Here is a 20,803-nt window from a genome sequence, read left to right as displayed (position 1 = left end):
AGGACGGCAATATCCCAAAAAGAAGACGTGAAGACCGATCTATGCGATCGCACTGGGTTTTTTAGAATTGTGAACAGTTACAGGAATGAGTGATTAGAGATGCAACCAAGTAACCCTAACCAGTTTACCGAAAAAGCCTGGGAAGCGATCGCACAAACCCAAGATGTTGCTAAAGCCGCACGCCAACAACAAATCGAAACGGAACACTTGATGAAGGCGATGCTGGATCAAGATGGACTCGCTACCAGTATTCTGAACAAAGCGGAAGTCTCTGTGCCAGGAGTAAGGGAAGCAACGGAATCTTTTATCAAAAAACAACCTCAGGTTTCTGGTAATAGCGACTCCGTTTACCTAGGACGCAGCATGAATAGCTTGCTAGACCGAGCAGAGTCCTATCGTAAAGAATACCAAGACGATTATATCTCCATTGAGCATCTGATCCTCGCTTATCTGAAAGATGACCGCTTTGGTAAGTCATTATTCCAGAAGTTTAAACTAGATGAAAATAGGCTTAAACTTACCATTGCTGACATTCGAGGGAATCAGAAAGTGACCGACCAAAATCCAGAGGGCAAATACCAAGCACTGGAAAAATATGGACGTGATCTGACAGAGGCGGCGCGGGAGGGAAAGCTTGACCCAGTTATTGGGCGAGATGATGAAATTCGGCGCACAATTCAAATTCTCTCGCGCCGTACTAAAAATAACCCAGTGCTGATGGGGGAACCTGGTGTTGGGAAAACTGCTATTGCTGAAGGCTTGGCACAACGGATTATAGCGGGTGATGTGCCTCAATCCCTCAAAGACCGACAATTGATTGCTCTGGATATGGGCGCATTGATTGCTGGGGCTAAGTTTCGGGGAGAATTTGAAGAACGCCTCAAAGCAGTACTAAAAGAAGTTACCGACTCCCAAGGCAAAATTATCCTGTTCATTGATGAAATCCATACCGTTGTCGGTGCTGGTGCTTCTCAAGGAGCAATGGATGCCGGAAACTTACTCAAGCCAATGTTATCACGGGGTGAATTGCGCTGTATCGGTGCTACTACTCTCGATGAGTACCGCAAGTACATTGAAAAAGATGCAGCACTCGAAAGACGCTTCCAGCAGGTCTATGTTGACCAGCCTAGTGTAGCTGATACTATCTCGATTCTACGAGGTCTCAAAGAACGGTATGAAGTTCACCATGGGGTGAAAATTGCCGATAGTGCTTTAGTGGCAGCAGCGACCTTGTCTACTCGGTATATTAGCGATCGCTTTTTACCAGACAAAGCCATTGACTTAATGGATGAAGCGGCAGCACGGCTAAAAATGGAAATTACTTCCAAGCCAGAAGAACTCGATGAAATTGACCGCAAAATTATCCAGCTGGAAATGGAACGGTTGTCTTTACAAAAAGAAACTGATCTCGCTTCCATCGAAAGACTGGAAAGGCTGGAAAAAGAACTGGCTGATCTTAAAGAAGAACAGCGTACTTTGAATGCCCAGTGGCAATCAGAAAAAGATGTGATTGACCGGATTCAAGGGATTAAGGAAGAGATTGATCGAGTTAACGTAGAAATTCAACAAGCAGAACGGGATTATGACCTCAACCGAGCCGCTAAGTTAAAATACGGCAAGTTAGCCGAGTTGCAAAAATCCCTGGAAACCGTTGAGCAACAGCTAGCCGAGAACCAAACCAGTAGTAAATCCTTGCTGCGGGAAGAAGTTACAGAAGCTGACATTGCGGAAATTATCTCTAAGTGGACTGGAATTCCGATTAGTAAGCTGGTTGAGTCTCAGAAAGAGAAGCTACTGCACCTGGAAGAAGAACTACACAAGCGGGTGATTGGCCAAGAGGAAGCCGTTACTGCTGTTGCCGATGCTATTCAGCGATCGCGTGCAGGATTAGCTGACCCCAATCGTCCCACCGCTAGCTTTATTTTCCTCGGTCCTACCGGTGTCGGTAAGACAGAATTGGCAAAAGCCTTAGCAGCCTATCTGTTTGACACCGAAGAGGCTATGGTGCGAATCGATATGTCCGAGTATATGGAAAAGCATACCGTTTCCCGAATGATTGGTGCTCCTCCAGGCTATGTGGGTTATGAAGAAGGAGGTCAGTTAACCGAAGCCATCCGTAGACGTCCCTATGCGGTAATTCTATTTGACGAAATCGAAAAAGCACACCCGGATGTCTTTAATGTCATGCTGCAAATCCTTGATGATGGTCGAGTTACTGATGCTCAAGGGCATACCGTAGATTTCAAGAATAGCGTTATTATCATGACCAGCAATATTGGCTCCCAGTATATTCTGGATGTAGCTGGGGATGACTCCAAGTATGAGGAAATGCGGAGTCGGGTCATGGAAGCAATGCGCTCTAGTTTCCGCCCTGAATTCCTCAATCGGATTGATGAAGTGATTATTTTCCATACTTTGCAAAAACATCAGTTGCGCAATATTGTCCAGCTGCAAACCCTGCGCTTAGAGCAACGGTTAGCAGACCGCAAGATGTCCCTAAAACTCTCCGATGCTGCTCTTGACTTTTTGGCAGAATTAGGGTATGACCCTGTTTTTGGAGCACGACCCCTGAAGCGAGCTATTCAGCGGGAGTTGGAAACTCCTATCGCTAAGGGAATTCTCAGGAGTGAATTTAATGATGGGGACACTATCTTTGTAGATGTGAACAATGAACGGCTTTCCTTTCAGCGATTGCCTGCTCAGTTGTTGATTAGTGAGTCTATTAGTGAGTCTAATTGAAGTTGAGAAAGGTTCAAGGCTATGGTGTGCTGCAACCCTAAGGATTCAACTATTAGCGATCAGCTATCAGCTGAATGCTTAGGGCAAAAAACACACCCTAACCCTAAAACCTATGCCCTGCACGCAGTCCCATAACACCTGGGTTTGGCAATACTTTTAGTTTCTCCCTATCCAAACATTTATCCAAGTAGGTGAGAACTTCTTCCGCTGGAATACTTGATACTATAGCGCCATAGTCATTGACAACCCTAGAGAATATCTGATTCACCTGATCTTGGAGTTCTGGAATTGCCCTTACTGAGGTTTGTAGTCTCCCTAAAGGATGATTACCTGCCTTAATTCCCTTGGCTTTAGCGATAATCCAATTTGACAATAACTCTAATCTCAAAACCGCAAAGATAGGTTCATATCCTTCTCTCGCTTTTTTATTCAAACCATCCACATCCTTCTGTCCTAGTGTCACCGTATGTTTGGTGGTAGTCTTCACTTCAATGGAAAGATTAGGAAAGTAGGGGTGATTCCAACTATCAATATCTACACCTTGAGAGGAATAGTTTTCTACCTGAAAACCCAAGCGACAGAAGGTAATCGCTAGGAAAATTTGACAAGTTTTGCCAAAGCCATTGTCCTTTCTAGACCGACTATTCAGGTGTTGTTTAATGCTGCTTAAATGGTTTAATGTTGATGCATCCATATTCTTAATTCTACATTCTTAATTCTACATTCTATTACCCATTACCCTCGATAGTTGGTCCACGAGTTGGTGTCCACTGTCCCAATCGGTAGAGTTGGTTGGGCTTAGTTAGCTTGAAACTCAGCTGCTCGACGAAATCATCTTCTGAAGTGGCAATAATCAATTGCTTTTTCTCCAATACCTGATCCAACACCTGAGCCAACCGTTCTTTATGGACTGGGTCTAGATTTTGCGACGGGTCATCTAGCACCATGAAGCCGATATTATGAGTCAATTGCTCTGAGGTGGCTAGGGCTAGAAATATACTCAAAGCAGCACAATTAATATCACCCTTGTTCAACAGTCGTAAGGCAACTTCTGACTCTCCATATCCCACCGCCATCACTTCATATTTGTCTGGGTCAATCTCAATATCTGGAAAGTCACTGCGATGGGCCAGCTGACGATATATACTAGAAATTGCTGCTCTGGTAGTATCGATTTTCTCTTTAGCTGAGTTTCCTAGCACTTCCTGTACGGCTTCACCAATAGTTAACAATCGGTCACAGAAGGCTTCCAAGTCAGCTTTTGCTGCTTCAACTTCTTTATATTCAGGGCAATCTTGAATCGAAAACAAATTATCCACCTCTTGGCGATAACGAAGGACAGTAATAATCCGTTTAATGTTTTCTAAGTCTTGATCAATGCTATCGATACGCTGATTACTTTGCTCAACTGCGGTGCGAATCCTGGCTAATTCCTGATCTACTTCAGTAATGGCTTGATTGAGCAGAGCCAGAGCCTGAGCATAATCATTAATTTCTGTTTCTAAAGCTACTGCGATCGCATTTTTTGCTTGTTGTAATCCCTTATGCTTATCTAATCGTTCCCCTTGCAACCGCTCCAAGGTTTTAATCAGTCTCTGGAACTCCTCTACTGCTGTTTCTAATTCCCGAATCTCCTTCTGAATCGGTTTTAGCTGTAACGCCATGTCTTGCTGCCAGGATTCTAATTGCTGACGCAACTGAACTGGATTAATTGGTGTAGAGCAAACGGGACAATTCTGAGCTTTATCTTCCTGTACTGACTTCAGAAATTTTATGGTTTCGATAATGATACCGGCACGATTGTTGATAGTGTTTATACTCGCTTGCTTTGCCGGTAATTCTTCTTGTTCAATTTTATTTTTTTTTGCAAAAATGTCTGGTAGCATGCCGTATTGATCTTCGAGTTGCTGAATTTCGTTTTCTTTTTGGTTGAGTTCCATAACCTTGGTCTCAACGTTAGCTTTCAAACGATTTAATTCACTTTGCTGATTCAGCAATTCTTTCTGCCGTTCCCAGTCGGGCTGCGCATTACGTAATTCCTTAATCGCCTCCTTACCACCATCTACAAATCGTTCCAAATCATCAGTAGTTTGGTATCTTGGTAAAGAGGGCACCAGCAATCCATAGTCTTTGGCAAAATTTTCAACTGCATTTTCAACCCCTTGGCAAATAGCTTTTGCTCCATTGAGGGATAGTTTGCTCAGGGGAATATCATGAAAGATAGCTTCTTCTTCTGCTAGACCTAAGTCATTTTCCTTAATCGCTTTTGCCGTCTCAATTTTGCTGATAATCTGACTAAACTCTTGATCAACTTTCTTAAACTCTTCCTGGGCTTTAGCTCGCTTAATTCCATCCAATAGATTGCGCCAATCCGTCAACCCCATGAGGCGATCCAGAGCATTTTTGCGCTCTTTTGGTTCCTGAATCAGTAGCGCACTGATAGTTTCTTGATGTAGATACACACAACTCATGTAGTCAGACAATTCTACACCCAGCAGCACCCGCAATTCAGCTTCATCTTCATGACACAAACCATTATTAATCTGATAGTAAAACTTGGGATTACCACGACGTTTGCGGTCACTCCGATATACCTTCAGGATTTCGCCATTCCCTTCAAAGATAACTTCGACAGTAGTCTCCCTTGACGATTGGTTTTTCACTAACCAATTCTTGCGCTCTTCAATTTTAGTAGCACTTTTATTAGCGACATCTTTGCCAAATAGACACCACTCAATGGCATTCAGGGTACTACTTTTGCCTCCACCCTGAGCTCCTACAATTAATGTGCAAGCTTGATCAAATCTAAATTCCCGTTCTCCCGCTTGTTCAGGAAAGCCTCTAAAGCCCTTGATTTTGACTGATACCAGTCGATAGTTTTCCATAGACACTCTTCCTATAGCCTTGACAAAATAATTGTTAAAATATATTACAGTTTTTTATATTACCAAAAATTACTATACAATGATTTATTAACTCTTTCCTATTGCCTATTGCCTATTGCCTATTGCCTCTTGCCTCTTCCCTCTTGCCTTTCCCAAGCGCGAGTATTTTCACAACTTAAATGTAAATGCTATAGACCAATGGTAGCCATCAGTTTTGTGTAGGCTTTTTTGTAAGCACTTCGATGTTTTTCCAACCGATAACGAGCCATATCAGTGACAGCTTGTGATGAACCGCTATCAAACTCTTTCAGCAATTCCTCACTAAGGGCTATCAACCCTTGCTCATGGTCTGAATCAAGGGCTTGATCTTTTAGTTCCTCAAATAATTTAGAATTGTCTTTCATTAGCGTTCGCGTAGCGTGGCCTACGGCCAATCGCATTACTTAGTCGTTACTTAGTTATCTTAAAGGCGCACACCGTGCGCCCTTAAAAGGTATTGGTGTTTGTTACCCTCAGCAAGAGCAGGGCTATAATAACAGACTATGAGCTGGTTACCAATAACTCAGCACTTAGCACTCACCATTTCGCATTCAGCACTGTTCCACCTATATCAGCGGATTAACTCTTCTTCTGCTTAGGGGATGAAGCAGGTTTATTTTCGTCTATCCATTCTTCGATCAACTCCAATAAGATATGATTCATAGTGACTCCCTTGAGAGCGCACATAGATTTGAATTTTGCCCGTAAGGATTCAGGCAAAAATAGTTTGTAGCTAACTTGTTTTTCTTCTGACACATCTTTTGACAACTTTGACATCCCAATTATCCTACTAAGGGTTAAACGATTCAATAGGTATTTTAAGTTTTTTGTGTTATTTAGAGATTTTGTGTTATTATAACCTTAGGAAACGCAAAGAAGCCAGCGGCACTGAGCCTGGTCAAATCTACTTGACCAGACTTTGTAGCCTATGGGCTGGTTAGCGCACTAGCTACAGCAGAGGTTCCCCCGGGGATCTCTGCTTAACTCTTACTGGTGCTAGGAGCTAACCCAATCAGAGATGGTAGCTCACAGGGAAACTTCTTGGATATCAGCTAAATTGGGTAGTAATTCCGTACTATCGTTGCTGAGCCTATTCCCGTAACGCTCACAACGCACTGCAAAGGTACAATCACGACATCGACCAAGGGATGCTGCTACTTGAGGAAAAGCTAAACCTTGATCTTGGTACCCTTGTAGCCACCCAGCCAACCGGGTCAACAACTGAGTCAAATCCTCCCTAGTTTTCTGGTGTTGTGCGCTATTGTAAGTAAATTTAAGACTTTGGGCAGAGGGTTGGGATTTGACAAACCAGTAACTCATGGAAATTTGTTCTGGCCAATAATCGCTAGTTTCCGCTAGGATGTAGAGATACAGGCGTGTTTGCCAGTCTTGGGCTAACCAATCCCGATTTTTAGGTTGAGGATAGGTCTTCCAATCGAGAATTTGGGCTGAGTCTTCCCCTGCAATCAATAAGTCATAGATAACTGTAAGTAGATAACCTTGGAAATACAGGGTTCGGCAATGTTCCGCTTCCCGGAAGCTTTCAGGCTCTGGGTGGGAAAGTTCTGGTGCGGCATTGACTAAACCAGTCAGCCAGTAGTCGAGTTGGGTATCCTCTTCTACTAAGGATGTCACTGGTAACCCAAGTTCCCGCTGTTGCATTAATAGGTGAAAGCGGCTTCCCCAAGTAAGACGCTCTTGTTGTTCGGGAGACACCGGTGTTCCCAGCTGGTCAAAGTAAATGTGTTGGAACTTACGGGGACAGGTTTCTAATACGTTCAGCTGTCCTTGGGATAGACGAGTCAGAGGTGCAGGAGGAGACACTGGTCAATGATAAGGGCGTTTGTATCTGGGTTGTAAACACACGAATTGCTGAAAAAGGCAATAGGGGAAAGATATACAGACTTTTCTTGAACAAGAAAAAAAGACTTCCTAGGTTTAGATTTCATTTAGAAACGCTATATTAGCTAGTTTAGCGGAAGAGGTGGAAGTTTCCACACAGATATCGAATGCGATTGGCCTTGGCCTATTGGCCACGCGGGGCGCGTTTGGCCACGCTACGCGATCGCTTCCCCCTGGGGCTAACTCGCCAATCGAAAATTTGATTGCCACAGATTTTAGGGACATAATTGTTTTAGTTATATCTCGAAATTTAGTTGTTTTTATTGTCATCTTATCTCCGTATAATTCCCCTTAATAGGAATTTGACCCATCTCCTCATCTGCATCTGTAGTCCTACTTTTACTAATTGGTATTATTACTTATGGGTGCATCTCACTTTTGCTATTTGACGCGGTGGTGCGTTACGGGACGGACTGTCCCAAAACTTGCTATGGCTTGCGTCTTGGCGAGCCCGTCCCTAACACACCCTACGCCACTTTTTTACAAATATGAGATGCACCCTTACTTATTGGCTTGATGACGCAGTTGTGGGTAAGTCCTAATCACTATCGTCATGTGTTGCTGCCATAGTAATGATGCTGCTATCCTCCCCCTAACGAAATAATTTTCTTATCCCATACAGCAAAGTTGACGACATAATTTTAAAGTTTTGTCGCAACAAAATTTTAAAACCCTACTTAATTATTTTTTTTATTGAATAAAATTTTATTAGGGATGAAAACTTCATCTATTTCAGAAAATACTGCCCTAGCTACGGTACTGTTTTTTAACCGATGCTACCAACAGTATTTCAGTAATTTCAGGAGAAAACTATGTCTTTAGAAAATGTTAAAGCCTTCTACGAAAGGCTAGGCAATGATCAAGCATTCCGTGCCCAAATTCAAGGAGTAAACAGTAAAGATGAATGTCGCCAAATCGTGCAAAGCGCTGGCTATGACTTCACCCAAGAGGAGCTTGAAGACTATACTGGCCAATTGTTGGAGTCAAGTGCTGCTGAGGATGGTCTGAGGGATCTTGATCAACAAGAACTAGAAGCTGTTTTTGGTGGAGCTACTACAGGTATGGGCATAAAACAACCTATTTTTCAGCCAATGTATGGAGTGGTTTTTTGGCCGCCTAAAGATTGGTGGCCTCAGCCTATGTATGGCGTTGTCATAGACGATACTCTCTAAGGAAGTTTGAGCAATAAGCTCAGGTTGATTCCGACAGACACAGATCATACCATTTCAGTTTATGGATGCTACAGATAGTTAGTCGTTAAGGGAGTAGCAAAAAAAACACCAGTTTTTAGCTCTGTTTTTTAACCGATGCTACGAACAGTATTTCAGTAATTTCAGGAGAAAACTATGTCTTTAGAAAATGTTAAAGCCTTCTACGAAAGGCTAGGCACTGATCAAGCATTCCGTGCCCAAATTCAAGGAGTAAACAGTAAAGATGAATGTCGCCAAATCGTGCAAAGCGCTGGCTATGACTTCACCCAAGAGGAGCTTGAAGACTATACTGGCCAATTGTTGGAGTCAAATGCTGCTGAGGATGGTCTGAGGGATCTTGATCAACAAGAACTAGAAGCTGTTTTTGGTGGGGCTAGTCAAGTTATGGGCATAAAGGGAAGTAATCAGCAAATTTATGGGGTGATTTGGCCGCCGCTTCAGCTGATGTATGGTGTTGTCATAGACGATACTATCTTAAGGAAGTTTGAGCAATAAGCTCAGGTTGATTCCGACAGACACAGATCATACCATTTCAGTTTATGGATGCTACAGATAGTTAGTCGGTAAGGGAGTAGCAAAAAAAACACCAGTTTTTAGCTCGTCCGGTGGGCAAAAAAAATTTTGATTATTTTGAATAGTCTAAATTAGATTACTTTGCCCACCCTACTTGAATTGATATCTTTAATTGGTAGTTTTTTGACACCCAAGTCACTAATTTGTGATTGGCTTACTCTAGGGTTTTATATACTTATGAGGTAAACAGGATTTTTTCCCTATTCCCGTTTTCCCATTCCCTGTTACCTATTCCCTATTCCCTAAAACCCACAAATCTGTACCTCACCCCATTGAAAACTGCTAGATCAGCTGATGTCTGTCCCTCTTTCGAGATAACTTAACATGGGAGAATTGTGATGACCTATCGCAGAATTAGTTATGCCGTCTGGGAAATCACCCTTAAGTGCAATTTAGCCTGTCAACACTGTGGTTCTCGGGCTGGTCATACCAGGGCTAAAGAACTTTCCACTACAGAAGCCCTAGACATGGTCAGACAACTGGCCGACGTTGGGATTACAGAAGTCACCTTAATTGGAGGTGAAGCCTTTCTACGTCCTGACTGGCTCGATATTGCCAAAGCGATTACCTCCGCTGGAATGGTCTGTGGCATGACCACTGGAGGGTTTGGGATTAGCTTAGATACAGCCCGCCGGATGAAAGATGCTGGGATTCGAGTAGTTTCTGTGTCCGTGGATGGTTTAGAAGCCACACACGACCGGTTGCGGGGTAGGAAAGGTTCTTGGCAATGGGCGTTTAAGACCATGAGCCATCTCAAAGAGGCCGGTATCCCCTTCGGTTGTAACACTCAAATTAATCGCCTCAGTGCACCAGAGTTTCCCCAGATTTACGAGCGCATCCGGGATGCAGGAGTCTTCGCTTGGCAAATTCAGTTGACTGTACCCATGGGGAATGCGGCGGATAATAGTGAGATTCTGCTGCAACCCTATGAGTTGCTAGATGTATACCCGATGATAGCGCGGGTGGCCCGTCGGGCTTTTCGGGAAGGGGTAAAGGTTCAAGCTGGTAATAATATTGGTTACTATGGTCCCTATGAACGACTGCTGCGGGGACGGGGAGAGGATAATCCTTGGGCATTTTGGCAGGGGTGCAATGCTGGACTATCTAGCTTAGGCATCGAAGCCGATGGTGCTATCAAAGGTTGTCCCTCATTGCCGACTTCCGCCTACACTGGAGGTAATATCCGAGACCACTCCCTACGTGAAATTATTGAAGAGACCGAGGAGTTGCGGTTTAATCTAGGGGCTGATACTCCTAAAGGCACAGACCATCTGTGGGGTTTCTGCAAGAGTTGTGAATTTGCTCAACTGTGTCGTGGTGGCTGCAGTTGGACTGCTCATGTTTTCTTTGACCGCAGAGGGAATAATCCTTACTGTCACCACCGCGCTCTTACTCAGGAGAAACAGGGTATTCGGGAGCGAGTTGAAATCAAGCATCGCGCAGAAGGTAACCCTTTTGATAATGGCGAATTTGTTCTGATTGAGGAACCAATTGATGCTCCTTGGCCAGACAATGATCCACTTCACTTTAGTGCTGATCGTATACTTTGGCCAAAAGGTTGGCAGGAACAAGAGGAGTTGGTGCCATCTTTAGCTAGTAGTAGCAGTTAATTTAAGATCTGGCACTATTGTGATTAATCCTTGGTGGGCAGTGGCTACCAAAGCTATTGCTAGCACATGAATCGTTTGTCAAGCACTGCCCACCCTACATCAAGCTTGTGATTAATCCTCGGTGGGCAGTGGCTACCAAAGCTATGGCCAGCACATGAATCTCGATCAAGCACTGCCCACCCTACATCAAGCGACATCAAGCGACATCAAGCTAATTATCCCTTTGAGCAAGCCATTCCTATGACTAATATCTCCACTGATTCAATAGCGCTAGATAATACTCCAGTTTCCGATCACAAGACTAGTAATTTGAAAACTAGTAATTTAGAGTTATCCATTGATGACTCTCAGACTGAGGTAGAGTCTCCCTTGCCCCTGTTACCACGCTCAGCTTGGAGTAGTCAGGTGGCATTATTGAGAGTTATTTTTAGAGCCAAGAAGGCTTTAGACCGAATCGAGCAGGAAGCTGGTGTGTTGAGACGTTAATAGTGATTCCAAATTCGGGTTAAAACTTAGAACTTCAAAACTCCCTTGAAAATCCAGTCCGCCCAGGCGGGCTTTTTTTTTGGACGGGCGAGCTAAGCCTGGTCTGGGCTAAAGGGAGGTTATAGCCCTACGGGCAAGGGCAAAAGGCAAAAGCGATGCAGCGCGGTCTTGGGGGTTTCCCCCATGAGCGACTGCATCAAGACGGCAAAAGGCAAAAGCGATGCAGCGCGGTCTTGGGGGTTTCCCCCATGAGCGACTGCATCAAGACGGCAAAAGTTTACTATAACAGCTTTTGAGCTTGTATCAATGTCCTAACCTTAATCCGTACTGCTATATAGCTTTTGAGTACTGTTTTGTTTTGACTGAAGTGACTAGCATTAAAAAGACATAACTGTTTGGATTATGTGCTTAATAATGATTGTTTTTACATTTTTGACAACAAAAACGATACTAAATTGGACTAAAAACAAGCAAAAAATAGTTAAATTTTGTCATTTATTAGTTATATTTTAATTGATAAATATCACAACAATAGATAATATAAATAAGGTAATTAAAACAAATATTGTCCCGAATGAAATTAACATTGTTAACGAGAAAATTACAAAATGGCTAACCTGACAAAACAAACGGCTAAGATTATAATTGGAGATATTGATATATCCCACAAAAATAAAATGTTGCTCAATAATGTAACCGACAAGGAACTTAATTTTACTCATGGTGGTCTTTCTATTATTAATTCGCGTCGTTATATTTTAACAAGGTTTTAATTAATAATTAAATTCACCAATACAGTCTCAATATCGAGAAATTAAATTAGCAATATAAATCATCAAAAATGCCCCCTGATCATGATCAGAGGGCATTGAATTTAAAAAGCTTAAAGACCAAGATTATAATGTAGAATTATTAATTATATAATCTAGAATCTAGATTATAGATTCCACTCAAAACCTAGGCAGCTTGGTAATCTAAGTCAAGGTTTTTCGTAACTTCAAATTGCTCAACCTCTTGCTTAATCCATTCACTAAACAAATTTAATAAGATTTTATACCGCAGCTTATCATCCAATTGCGCTTCAATAATCTCCTCCACTAAAATCAGATGTACGCCTTTAGAGGTCACAATGGGTTTGAGAACCTCCGGTGGCTTAGCCGCAAAGACAGCAGCAGAAATCTCCGGCTTGATCTGCTCACGACTTACTACTCCTTGATATCCCCCAGAGCGACGTAATTCTTTATCCTGGATATACTGATGAGCAACATCATAGAAACTCATCTCCCCTTCCTGAATCCCATAAAAGAGTTCCATCGCTAAATCTTGATCATCTATGATTACTTCATACATCACCACACCAGCATAATCTAGCTGATTTTCAAAGAAATATGCTTCAACTTTATCAGCAAATAAATGCTTAGCTAACTTTCCAGAAATAGCGCCATTATATACCATGGCTTCAAACTCTTCTAAGGTCATACCATGTTTTTCTAGCCATGCCCAAGTGTCCTCAGCACTCCCGAGTTGGCTAAGTATCCTGAATTGATCTGCTGCGTCTTGAAGTTCTTCTGTTTCTACTTGGATACCCGCCTCAGCGGCAGCAGCTGCGATTAACTTGCGGATAGTAATTGCTTCGATAATCTCAGGAATCTTACAAGATAGCTTTACTTCTTCAAGAATATCGTCTTTGGTAATTGTGATAGCTGGTGACATCGTGTTTATCCTAGTAATTTAAACTGTGAAAGTTATAGTGCTGGGTGCAGGGAATAGGGAATAGGGAATAGGGAATAGGGAACAGAGTGTGGGGAGAGGGAGTAGTGTGGGGAGAGGGGGGAGACAAGAAGAGTGTGGGGAGAGAGAAGAAGTAGTTGACGAGAATTTGGTATTTTTAAATACATTGTATTGATGCAATAGCGAGTGGTGGAAACCACACCACTTGCTCCCCACCCCCCCCACACCTCCCACACTTCCCTCTCTTTCCCTACTCCCAGCTCCCTAAAATCCAGACTCAAAGTCCCTCAAAATTAATAAATGCACTAAGTGATAATGCCCTGAAGTGACTGATATCACATCCCGGAAATCACCTATAATTTCAAACCTCCTTGCTGCAACTTCTTAAAGGGATCGAGAATAAAATCAATAATCCGACGCTGGCGTACAATCACCTCAGCAGTCGCTGTATCTCCAGGACGCAACCCAATACACTCCTTACCTGTGGGAAGACAATCTTGATTTAAGGCAATTTCTATGTTGTATGCTGCTACCTTTCCATTTCGCGTTTCCACCTCAGAGGTAGTTGGAGAAATTTCCACTAATTCTCCTGCTATCACCCCATACTCTTGAAACGGATAGGCATCAAATTTCAATTTAACTGGCATTCCTTTCTTTAAAGAACCACTTTCAGTGGTTGCCATCTGGGCTCGAATAATTAATGATGAATCCTCTGGGGCAATTTCTACTACCATAGTTCCCTGCTGCACTACAGCACCAGGTCTTTGAATCGGTAACTGAAATACCATTCCACTTACCGGTGCGTCTAAGACTCGTTGCTTTAACTGAAGCTGTAACGACTCAATCTGACGCTTACTCTGAGCAATTTCTGAATTTAGGGTAGTAATTTGGGTCTCTATATTATTCAGTTGTTCTTCTATTTTAAGTACAGATAACTTACCGGAATGAATTATACTCTGATAACTCCTTTCCTGTTCTTTTAATCGTAACTTTGCTTGCTCAATATCTGCCTGGGCTTGACCCATTGTCCGTTTATAACTACTTTGTTCTTCCATAATCCGTAACTTAGCTTGTTCAAGATCAGACTTAGTTTGTTCATAGAAGCGTCGCCTTTCTTGTACCACATCATCCTTATCTAATACATCAATTTCTGGCACAACTCCTTGTTCCCAAAGTTTACGATAGCGTTGCACTTCTCGCTGGGCATTAGCTAAACGAATTTCTATTAACTTAGAGGCAGTTTTACTAAGTTGAAGAGTTTGCCTAGCCTGATTAACTTGAGCTAATTTTTCGTCTTTTTGTAAGTTATAGGAATTCCTAAGATTAGTTATAGTCTGTCGCGCTTGGTCAATTTGAGCTTGCTTTTCCAAGGCTTGGGCTTGATTTTGTTGCTGCTGAGTTGTCAAGACTACCACTAACTGATTTTTTAGTAATTCTAACTGCGATCGCCTACTCAATTGCCCTTTTAATTTATCGTTAATTTCCTGCAATTCAGTACGAACTAACCCGGATTTCAAAATCACTAAATTTTGTCCAGCCTCAACCTTTTCCCCCTCTTTAACCTTAATTTCATCCACGGTACCGGCTACAGAAGCATCCAGCCTGACAGTTTTACCCTTTGGTTCAAGTCTTCCTCTAGCTGTACCGGTTTCATCTACCTTATAGAGCATCGACCAGGGTAAAATAATAGACACAAACACTACTATAAAGTACAGTAATCCCCTTGTCCAAACCTGAGGCAAACTATCGAGTAATTCTTTAGTAGCGTAAGACCAATCATCAGTCAATTTAGCTAAATTTGGGGCGTTTAAACTATCTTGATCATGATTAGTGTCTTGTAGCTGAGTTGGACGATGTCCATTTAAGTGTCCATTTAATGTATTGGGCATAATTTTAGTTCTGAGTTATTGGGATTAGTGATAGGGAAAAGGCAATAGGCAAGAGGCAATAGGCAAGAGGCAAAAGGCAAGAGGCAAAAGGCAAGAGGCAAAAGGCAAGAGGCAAAAGGCAAAAGGCAAGAGGCAAAAGGCAAAAGGCAAGAGGCAAAAGGCAAGAGGCAAGAGGCAAAAGGCAAGAGTTCTAACCTAGGATAGTTTATTGATAAGAGAGGCAATCATTTTAGTTTCTTCTTTAAGAGTTTCTAAAATCAATTCAATGTCTTTTGGCGTACCTAAACCAACTCTAACAGCTAGAATCAGAAAAGTTTGTAACTCATTAACTGAACCTTGAGCAATGTTTAAAAAGCGTTTATAGTCCCCGGCAGCTCTTCTTCCATAGCCCTCTGATATATTGGCTGGGATAGATGATGAAGCTCTTCTTATTTGTTGAGTCATCCCATATAGTTCTTCTTTTGGAAATTTTTGAGTTAGAAAAAAGCATTTCTCAGCTATGAGCATACCTTTTTGCCAAATTAGCAAATCTTTAAAGTCTTTTATTTGTGACATTTTTAATCCTAAAAAACTAAAACAAAAACAAAAATTTAACTCTTGCCTCTTGCCTCTTGCCTCTTGCCTCTTGCCTCTTGCCTCTTGCCTCTTGCCTCTTGCCTATTACCTATTGCCTATTGCCTATTGCCTAAATTGCTGATGATTCAGATAATAATAATGTCCCCGTTTTGCCATTAATTCCTGATGGGTTCCCCTCTCAATCAATACTCCTCTATCCAGCACTAAAATTAAATCCGCATTCCGGACTGTAGACAACCGATGAGCAATGACGAATGTTGTTCTACCTTTGAGAATATGAGTGAAATTATGCTGAATAATCCGTTCAGATTCTGCATCTAAATGGGAGGTGGCTTCATCTAAAACTAATAACTTAGGATTGCCTAACAAAGCCCGTGCGATCGCAATCCGTTGCCGTTGTCCACCAGATAATGTCCCTCCCCCTTCTCCTATCTGGGTTTCATAGCCCATGGGCAACTGTTTAATAAACTCATCAGCGCCTGCCAATCGTGCTGCTTCTATAATCTCGTCTAAACTAGCGGCAGGATGACCTAAGCTAATATTTTCCCTAATCGTTCCACCAAACAAAAACGTATCTTGGTCTACTACTCCTACTTGCGATCGCAAAGACCCTAAGGACAGAGTGGTAAGATCAAGGCCATCAATCAATACTTTTCCATCTGTGGGTGGATACAATCCCAACACCAATTTAGAAATCGTCGTTTTGCCTGAACCACTGCGTCCAACTAGGGCTACCATTTGTCCTGGTTTCACTTGAAATGATAGATTTTCCAGTACATTTAAATCACTCTCTGGGTGATAGCGAAAGGTGACGTTATCAAAGGCAATGTGACCCTGAATCGATGGTAACGATTGACGGGCTTGATTGAGCAAATCCTCCTCTGGTTCGGCATCCAACACATCATTAATCCGTTCCATAGCAATTACTACTTCCTGGAATTGATTCCATAACACGGTTAACCGCTTGAAGGGAGTAATAATATTTCCCAACAGCATATTGAATGCCACTAATTGTCCAATGGTTAACTGATTCTGAATCACTAACCACGCTCCATACCACAGCAGGCTTGTGGTTACTACGGCTTCAATAGCATTACTAAAAATTTGCAGACGATTGCTGATAACTTGCCCATCAAAACTTGTCTTAATTTCTTTATTTAATAACTCCTCCCAATGCCAACGTACTGTTTGTTCTACTGCGGTGGATTTAACGGTACTTACACCAGAAAGCGCTTCAATTAGATAACTATTTTCTTTAGCCATCGATTGAAATATTTCTCGGGAAATTCTCCGTAAAAACGGTGTCGCGATTAAGGCTAGTAATAAGAATGGCGGCACAATTACTAAGGCCAATAACGCCATTTTCCAGCTGTACCAAACCATCAATCCTACATAGATAAATACCGTTACTAAATCCAGCAGAATTGATAAGGCTTCACCGGTAAGAAACCGCTCAATCTTGCGGTTTTCCTGAACCCGTGATATAATATCACCAACATAGCGGGACTCAAAAAACGAAAGAGGCAACCGCAGTGTATGGCGAATAAATCCTACAATCAGTGCTGCATCTACTTTATTAGCCGTATGGTCTAGTAGATATTGGCGCAACCCCATCATTGCCACTCGAAACAGGCTAAATATCAGCAGCCCTAAGCCCACCGCCATTAAGGTTAGCCCAGAGCGCTGTACCACCACTCGGTCTAAAATTAGCTGGGTGAATAGAGGTGTAATTAATCCAAATATCTGGATAAATAAGGAAGCAAGAAATACCTCTAACACTACTAACCCATGGGGTTTGATTAATTCAAAGAATTGCCAGAAGGGAGTAGTCGTTTCAATAGCATCCTTGAGTAATGCTGTTGGTTGTAGCAGCAGTGCATAACCGGTCCAATCGGCGTTAAATTCTCGATGGGTGAGACTACGTTGACCAATGCCAGGGTCACAAACAATCACTCGTTTCCGAGTAATTTCATAAACGACAATATAGTGTTTACCTTCCCAATGGACAATAGCTGGCAATTTTTGCTTCGCTAGCTGGTCAAGACTGGCTTTAACCGGACGAGTAGAAAAGCCAATACTTTCCGCTGCTGCTGATAGTCCTCGCAATGATGCGCCATTGCGGTCAACATTAGCGATATCCCGCAAGCGATTCACACTAAACCGTTTACCCCAATAGCGAGATACCATTACCAAACAGGCGGCACCACAGTCAGAACCACTCTGCTGGGCAAAAAACGGATAGCGTCGGATTACCCGTTGCCATAAATGACCTGCTTGCTGGGTCGGGTTAGGAAAGTAAGCTTTGCTAACTTTTTTCTGGGATTTCTGGGACTTGGCTTCCCCAGACCGAGACTGGGAGATGGTCAGATGGGGGGATGGGGAGATGGGGGGATAGTCAGATGGAGTGATAGGGGGAGTAGGGGAGCTAACTAGTAGGGCATTACGAGCTTGCGCCTGACTCCAAAAATGCTCTCGGATTTCGGGATACTTATTGATCAGGGGAAACAAGACTTCCCCCGGTACAAAGCATAGCTTTAGCTTCAGAGAAGCTCTAGCGCTATAGCTGGCTAAGTCAGCGGAGGGAAACAAGGTCAATTCCCCAAATGATGCCCCTGTTTCTAAGCTGGCAATTAAGTCACCGGCCTGATTCAGCAACCTTACTTTTCCAGCAATAATAATGTAGATACCAGCTGATGCCTGAGTGCCTTGCCAAAATTTACCTACCTTGGGCTCTATTAATGTCAAGTGTTTGAGAAAGCGCTGGCATTCCTGTATTGGGAGAGCTGTACCGAGAGTATGGCTGAGTTGTTCAGGGGAAATCAACGGAGTAGATGCACTTTGAACCATGGATGTCTAAATCTGATCTAGAGAGAGTGGTGGATAACAATTCTCGAGAATCAGCACTAGAAGCTGATTGCAGGTCACAAATGATAATGCGATTGGCCGTAGGCCACGCTACGGGATGCTCGGTACGAGCCGCTACGGGATGCTCGGTACGAGCCGCTACGCGATCGCTACTAGTATTTGAAGCTTTATCCTTCGACGGTGTATCATTCTCAGTGGTGTTAGACTCGGGGTTACGGGGTTTGCCTTTGGTAGACAATCCCATTTGTTTTAGCAACCGACTAATATGGCGATCGCTGACTTCAATCCCAAATTCCTGAGCTAAATGCTTACTCAACCAGTTAGCTGTCCAGCGCCGAAATGGATAGCCAAACTCCTTTGGACTCTGGCTTACCAGTTCCTTCAATCGCTCTAGATGTTCCTGATTTACTGCCTTAGGGCGACCAATGGGGTTATTCTGCCAGTTGTGCGCCATCCCAGTCCGTGCCATCAATATCCAATGTCTGGCTGTAGCTGGACAACATCCCAAGGTTTGACAAATTTCAATTTGAGAGTTACCATCATCCGCTAGCAACATAATTTCAATGCGCTGACGATAATGCTGGGGTAAATCGGCTCGTAGACTTTTTTGTAGTAGTTTGCGCTGAAACCCTGTTAAATATTTACCTGTACTAGTACATGCACCCTCAAAATCAGGTTTTGACTGATGTCCTGACATATCTGTAACTAAAAAGTCTTTAACTCATTGTTTTGATGATCGAGGGTGGATGTTGGCTTTTATGTTGGTTTTAATCGTCAAATTTCCCTAGTATTGTGGATTTTTTGGATGATTTTGGCCAATTTGTGGCTTATTTTGTCGTTTTTTTGGATGATTTTTATCTAATTTTAGATTTTGGTGGATTTTTATGTTGTTTGTGTAAAGTTTGATTTCATTTTTGGATCAAGATGATCAGGCACTAGGGATTAGGTTCTTTTAGGGAGAAGTGGGAGAAGCTTTCAAGGGTATGTTTTTTACAAAGACGTCAGGTGTGGGGTGTGGGGCGTGGGGTGTGGGGTGTGGGGGATAAGACAATTATTAGCAAGTCCCCTGGTACAAACTCTATCCTGCCATTCCAAGCACATATAGACATTTCGTGCTGATCAATAATATTCTGAGTCTTCTTGTTGAATAAAACTCCAGAGTCACACAAATAAATCGCTTTTTTCGTGTAACAAACTACTCTCTCCTTAGAAGCCCTTTGCATACACTTCCCCATATCTGAGTCGTTAGTCTCTCCATCAACAGCTTCACCAGAAGCATCATTACTATTACCAGAAGAGTCTAGTTCAGCATCTATCAGTCGTTCAGCTTTGACCTCATTATAAGCACGTTCAACAGAGACTTTCTTCCTCAGTCTTCCTTCTGGGTTATAAAGCTGATCTATCACAGACTCACGATCTTCGGTCGGGTCCTGCTATGATGTCATAGGCCATCTTGTTTGTTCGTTCTTCCAAAAGCTTTGACCACTTTTTGGCAAGATCAGCATTCTCCTCTTTTTGAATAGCCTCAACCACATTGAAGCCAATTTGTAAGGTAGTTCTACCAGTACCAACCGTCGCTGCAACTCGATCAATCGATCTGCCATGTCTTGCGATCGCAGTATCCTCTCCTCTTCTCTTTTTCCGCTCAACTTCCTGTTTCTCAATTTGCAGCATTAGTTGAGCTTCTATGTATTGCTGCATCTTGGTCTTGACTTGATAGCTATTGCGTAACTTGAGTTGCCTTAGTCGTTCCAGGTTGTCGGAGAAGGTTCTGATCTCTACGGGAACTCTTGGGAATTTGTTGCCATCTGAACGTGAATTTAAGGCTTCAACTGCTGCATGGCGACTTTTGCCATCGATAATTATTCCCCATTGATCAACTAAGAGAGGGACTATTTCTGGATTCTCTACATCCAAATCCTTGATCAATCGTTCCACATTTCCAGAGTTGTTGATATAGATCAGTTCATTGAATGGGAGTCTGATTAATAACTCTGGGTCAACGTCTGCTAGTCCTTCCTCAAAGAATAATCGGAAGTTTCAATTATATGACATGACTGCCATATTTCTCGCCTTTTAGGAGTTGGAAACATAGCCACCACACCAGACAATCCCCTGGCTATCCCACAAGGATGGGATGAATTTGTCTTCATAGCTGGTGACTTTTAAGATTGAATCTCCGATTACCTTAGTCCAAACCTCTGATTGCTTCGGTTTGGAGCCACCTTTTTTTTCAGTCATTTCTTGTGCGCACTGTACGTACATTATCAATGTAGCACCATTACCGATAATTGGTC

General features: G+C 42.7%; 22 protein-coding genes. 7 read left to right on the top strand and 15 right to left on the bottom strand.

Features of this window, described 5'->3' with window-relative positions:
* Positions 1-99 precede the first annotated feature (99 nt).
* On the top strand, positions 100-2,739 hold the full coding sequence (gene clpB / locus F6J99_RS04605) for an ATP-dependent chaperone ClpB (protein ID WP_293111898.1): 2,640 nt from the start codon (positions 100-102) through the stop codon (positions 2,737-2,739).
* Positions 2,740-2,842: 103 nt separating this feature from the next.
* On the opposite strand, the gene F6J99_RS04600 is transcribed toward clpB, so the two are convergent.
* From F6J99_RS04600 to F6J99_RS04580, 5 genes are all read right to left on the bottom strand, one after another.
* Positions 2,843-3,433: a hypothetical protein gene (locus tag F6J99_RS04600; RefSeq protein WP_293111897.1), complete on the bottom strand. Its 591-nt coding sequence runs from the start codon at positions 3,431-3,433 to the stop codon at positions 2,843-2,845.
* 34 nt (positions 3,434-3,467) lie between these two features.
* Positions 3,468-5,624 carry an AAA family ATPase gene (locus F6J99_RS04595; protein ID WP_293111896.1) on the bottom strand — a complete coding sequence of 719 codons (2,157 nt, stop codon included), beginning with the start codon at positions 5,622-5,624 and terminating at the stop codon, positions 3,468-3,470.
* 188 nt (positions 5,625-5,812) lie between these two features.
* Positions 5,813-6,064 carry a hypothetical protein gene (locus F6J99_RS04590; RefSeq protein WP_293111895.1) on the bottom strand — a complete coding sequence of 84 codons (252 nt, stop codon included), beginning with the start codon at positions 6,062-6,064 and terminating at the stop codon, positions 5,813-5,815.
* A gap of 178 nt (positions 6,065-6,242) precedes the next feature.
* The gene (locus tag F6J99_RS04585; RefSeq protein WP_293111894.1) at positions 6,243-6,440 is read right to left on the bottom strand and encodes a hypothetical protein; all 198 of its coding nucleotides are present in this window, start codon (positions 6,438-6,440) and stop codon (positions 6,243-6,245) included.
* Positions 6,441-6,689: 249 nt separating this feature from the next.
* Entirely contained in the window at positions 6,690-7,487 is a 798-nt protein-coding gene (locus tag F6J99_RS04580; RefSeq protein ID WP_293111893.1) for a PD-(D/E)XK nuclease family protein, read from the bottom strand.
* Between the two features lie 160 nt (positions 7,488-7,647).
* Between F6J99_RS04580 and F6J99_RS04575 the strand changes: the two genes are divergently transcribed.
* From F6J99_RS04575 to F6J99_RS04550, 6 genes are all read left to right on the top strand, one after another.
* The gene (locus tag F6J99_RS04575) at positions 7,648-7,860 is read left to right on the top strand and encodes a hypothetical protein (RefSeq protein ID WP_293111892.1); all 213 of its coding nucleotides are present in this window, start codon (positions 7,648-7,650) and stop codon (positions 7,858-7,860) included.
* 517 nt (positions 7,861-8,377) lie between these two features.
* A complete protein-coding gene (locus F6J99_RS04570) occupies positions 8,378-8,737 on the top strand; it encodes a Nif11-like leader peptide family natural product precursor (protein ID WP_293111891.1) in 360 nt (119 codons plus the stop codon).
* 174 nt (positions 8,738-8,911) lie between these two features.
* Positions 8,912-9,271, top strand: coding sequence for a Nif11-like leader peptide family natural product precursor (locus tag F6J99_RS04565; RefSeq protein ID WP_070390933.1), 360 nt, complete (start codon positions 8,912-8,914; stop codon positions 9,269-9,271).
* Positions 9,272-9,687: 416 nt separating this feature from the next.
* The gene (locus F6J99_RS04560) at positions 9,688-10,959 is read left to right on the top strand and encodes a nif11-class peptide radical SAM maturase 3 (RefSeq protein ID WP_070390932.1); all 1,272 of its coding nucleotides are present in this window, start codon (positions 9,688-9,690) and stop codon (positions 10,957-10,959) included.
* 240 nt (positions 10,960-11,199) lie between these two features.
* Positions 11,200-11,445 carry a hypothetical protein gene (locus F6J99_RS04555; RefSeq protein WP_070396447.1) on the top strand — a complete coding sequence of 82 codons (246 nt, stop codon included), beginning with the start codon at positions 11,200-11,202 and terminating at the stop codon, positions 11,443-11,445.
* Between the two features lie 155 nt (positions 11,446-11,600).
* On the top strand, positions 11,601-11,741 hold the full coding sequence (locus tag F6J99_RS04550) for a hypothetical protein (protein WP_293111890.1): 141 nt from the start codon (positions 11,601-11,603) through the stop codon (positions 11,739-11,741).
* A 661-nt stretch (positions 11,742-12,402) separates the two neighbouring features.
* Here F6J99_RS04550 and F6J99_RS04545 read toward each other — a convergent pair.
* From F6J99_RS04545 to F6J99_RS04500, 10 genes are all read right to left on the bottom strand, one after another.
* A complete protein-coding gene (locus tag F6J99_RS04545) occupies positions 12,403-13,158 on the bottom strand; it encodes a peptidylprolyl isomerase (protein ID WP_293111889.1) in 756 nt (251 codons plus the stop codon).
* Positions 13,159-13,190: 32 nt separating this feature from the next.
* Positions 13,191-13,412: a hypothetical protein gene (locus F6J99_RS04540; RefSeq protein WP_143727427.1), complete on the bottom strand. Its 222-nt coding sequence runs from the start codon at positions 13,410-13,412 to the stop codon at positions 13,191-13,193.
* A gap of 117 nt (positions 13,413-13,529) precedes the next feature.
* Positions 13,530-15,065 (bottom strand): HlyD family efflux transporter periplasmic adaptor subunit, encoded by a 1,536-nt coding sequence (locus tag F6J99_RS04535; protein WP_293111888.1) that lies wholly within the window; start codon positions 15,063-15,065, stop codon positions 13,530-13,532.
* The gene (locus tag F6J99_RS04530) at positions 15,050-15,289 is read right to left on the bottom strand and encodes a hypothetical protein (protein ID WP_293111887.1); all 240 of its coding nucleotides are present in this window, start codon (positions 15,287-15,289) and stop codon (positions 15,050-15,052) included. Before F6J99_RS04530 ends, F6J99_RS04535 begins: the two co-directional genes overlap by 16 nt.
* On the bottom strand, positions 15,261-15,620 hold the full coding sequence (locus tag F6J99_RS04525) for a four helix bundle protein (protein WP_293111886.1): 360 nt from the start codon (positions 15,618-15,620) through the stop codon (positions 15,261-15,263). The genes F6J99_RS04530 and F6J99_RS04525 overlap by 29 nt, the downstream gene beginning before the upstream one ends.
* A gap of 123 nt (positions 15,621-15,743) precedes the next feature.
* On the bottom strand, positions 15,744-18,488 hold the full coding sequence (locus F6J99_RS04520; RefSeq protein WP_070390928.1) for a peptidase domain-containing ABC transporter: 2,745 nt from the start codon (positions 18,486-18,488) through the stop codon (positions 15,744-15,746).
* On the bottom strand, positions 18,451-19,203 hold the full coding sequence (locus tag F6J99_RS04515) for a helix-turn-helix domain-containing protein (protein WP_365972594.1): 753 nt from the start codon (positions 19,201-19,203) through the stop codon (positions 18,451-18,453). The genes F6J99_RS04520 and F6J99_RS04515 overlap by 38 nt, the downstream gene beginning before the upstream one ends.
* A gap of 304 nt (positions 19,204-19,507) precedes the next feature.
* Positions 19,508-19,912, bottom strand: coding sequence for a hypothetical protein (locus F6J99_RS04510; RefSeq protein ID WP_293111885.1), 405 nt, complete (start codon positions 19,910-19,912; stop codon positions 19,508-19,510).
* 4 nt (positions 19,913-19,916) lie between these two features.
* Positions 19,917-20,444, bottom strand: coding sequence for a hypothetical protein (locus F6J99_RS04505; RefSeq protein WP_293111884.1), 528 nt, complete (start codon positions 20,442-20,444; stop codon positions 19,917-19,919).
* Positions 20,445-20,582: 138 nt separating this feature from the next.
* On the bottom strand, positions 20,583-20,747 hold the full coding sequence (locus tag F6J99_RS04500) for a hypothetical protein (RefSeq protein WP_293111883.1): 165 nt from the start codon (positions 20,745-20,747) through the stop codon (positions 20,583-20,585).
* Positions 20,748-20,803 lie beyond the last annotated feature (56 nt).

Source organism: Moorena sp. SIO4G3 (assembly GCF_010692305.1).
Lineage (GTDB): Bacteria > Cyanobacteriota > Cyanobacteriia > Cyanobacteriales > Coleofasciculaceae > Moorena > Moorena producens_A.
This window is presented reverse-complemented; position numbering and strand designations above follow the sequence as displayed.

Bases quoted from the DNA above. Each gene is read 5' to 3' on its own strand.
- clpB (WP_293111898.1), top strand. From the start codon at position 100: ATGCAACCAAGTAACCCTAACCAGTTTACCGAAAAAGCCTGGGAAGCG.
- F6J99_RS04600 (WP_293111897.1), bottom strand. From the start codon at position 3,433: ATGGATGCATCAACATTAAACCATTTAAGCAGCATTAAACAACACCTG.
- F6J99_RS04595 (WP_293111896.1), bottom strand. From the start codon at position 5,624: ATGGAAAACTATCGACTGGTATCAGTCAAAATCAAGGGCTTTAGAGGC.
- F6J99_RS04590 (WP_293111895.1), bottom strand. From the start codon at position 6,064: ATGCGATTGGCCGTAGGCCACGCTACGCGAACGCTAATGAAAGACAAT.
- F6J99_RS04585 (WP_293111894.1), bottom strand. From the start codon at position 6,440: ATGTCAAAGTTGTCAAAAGATGTGTCAGAAGAAAAACAAGTTAGCTAC.
- F6J99_RS04570 (WP_293111891.1), top strand. From the start codon at position 8,378: ATGTCTTTAGAAAATGTTAAAGCCTTCTACGAAAGGCTAGGCAATGAT.
- F6J99_RS04565 (WP_070390933.1), top strand. From the start codon at position 8,912: ATGTCTTTAGAAAATGTTAAAGCCTTCTACGAAAGGCTAGGCACTGAT.
- F6J99_RS04560 (WP_070390932.1), top strand. From the start codon at position 9,688: ATGACCTATCGCAGAATTAGTTATGCCGTCTGGGAAATCACCCTTAAG.
- F6J99_RS04555 (WP_070396447.1), top strand. From the start codon at position 11,200: ATGACTAATATCTCCACTGATTCAATAGCGCTAGATAATACTCCAGTT.
- F6J99_RS04550 (WP_293111890.1), top strand. From the start codon at position 11,601: ATGCAGCGCGGTCTTGGGGGTTTCCCCCATGAGCGACTGCATCAAGAC.
- F6J99_RS04545 (WP_293111889.1), bottom strand. From the start codon at position 13,158: ATGTCACCAGCTATCACAATTACCAAAGACGATATTCTTGAAGAAGTA.
- F6J99_RS04535 (WP_293111888.1), bottom strand. From the start codon at position 15,065: ATGCCCAATACATTAAATGGACACTTAAATGGACATCGTCCAACTCAG.
- F6J99_RS04525 (WP_293111886.1), bottom strand. From the start codon at position 15,620: ATGTCACAAATAAAAGACTTTAAAGATTTGCTAATTTGGCAAAAAGGT.
- F6J99_RS04520 (WP_070390928.1), bottom strand. From the start codon at position 18,488: ATGGTTCAAAGTGCATCTACTCCGTTGATTTCCCCTGAACAACTCAGC.
- F6J99_RS04515 (WP_365972594.1), bottom strand. From the start codon at position 19,203: ATGTCAGGACATCAGTCAAAACCTGATTTTGAGGGTGCATGTACTAGT.
- F6J99_RS04500 (WP_293111883.1), bottom strand. From the start codon at position 20,747: ATGACTGAAAAAAAAGGTGGCTCCAAACCGAAGCAATCAGAGGTTTGG.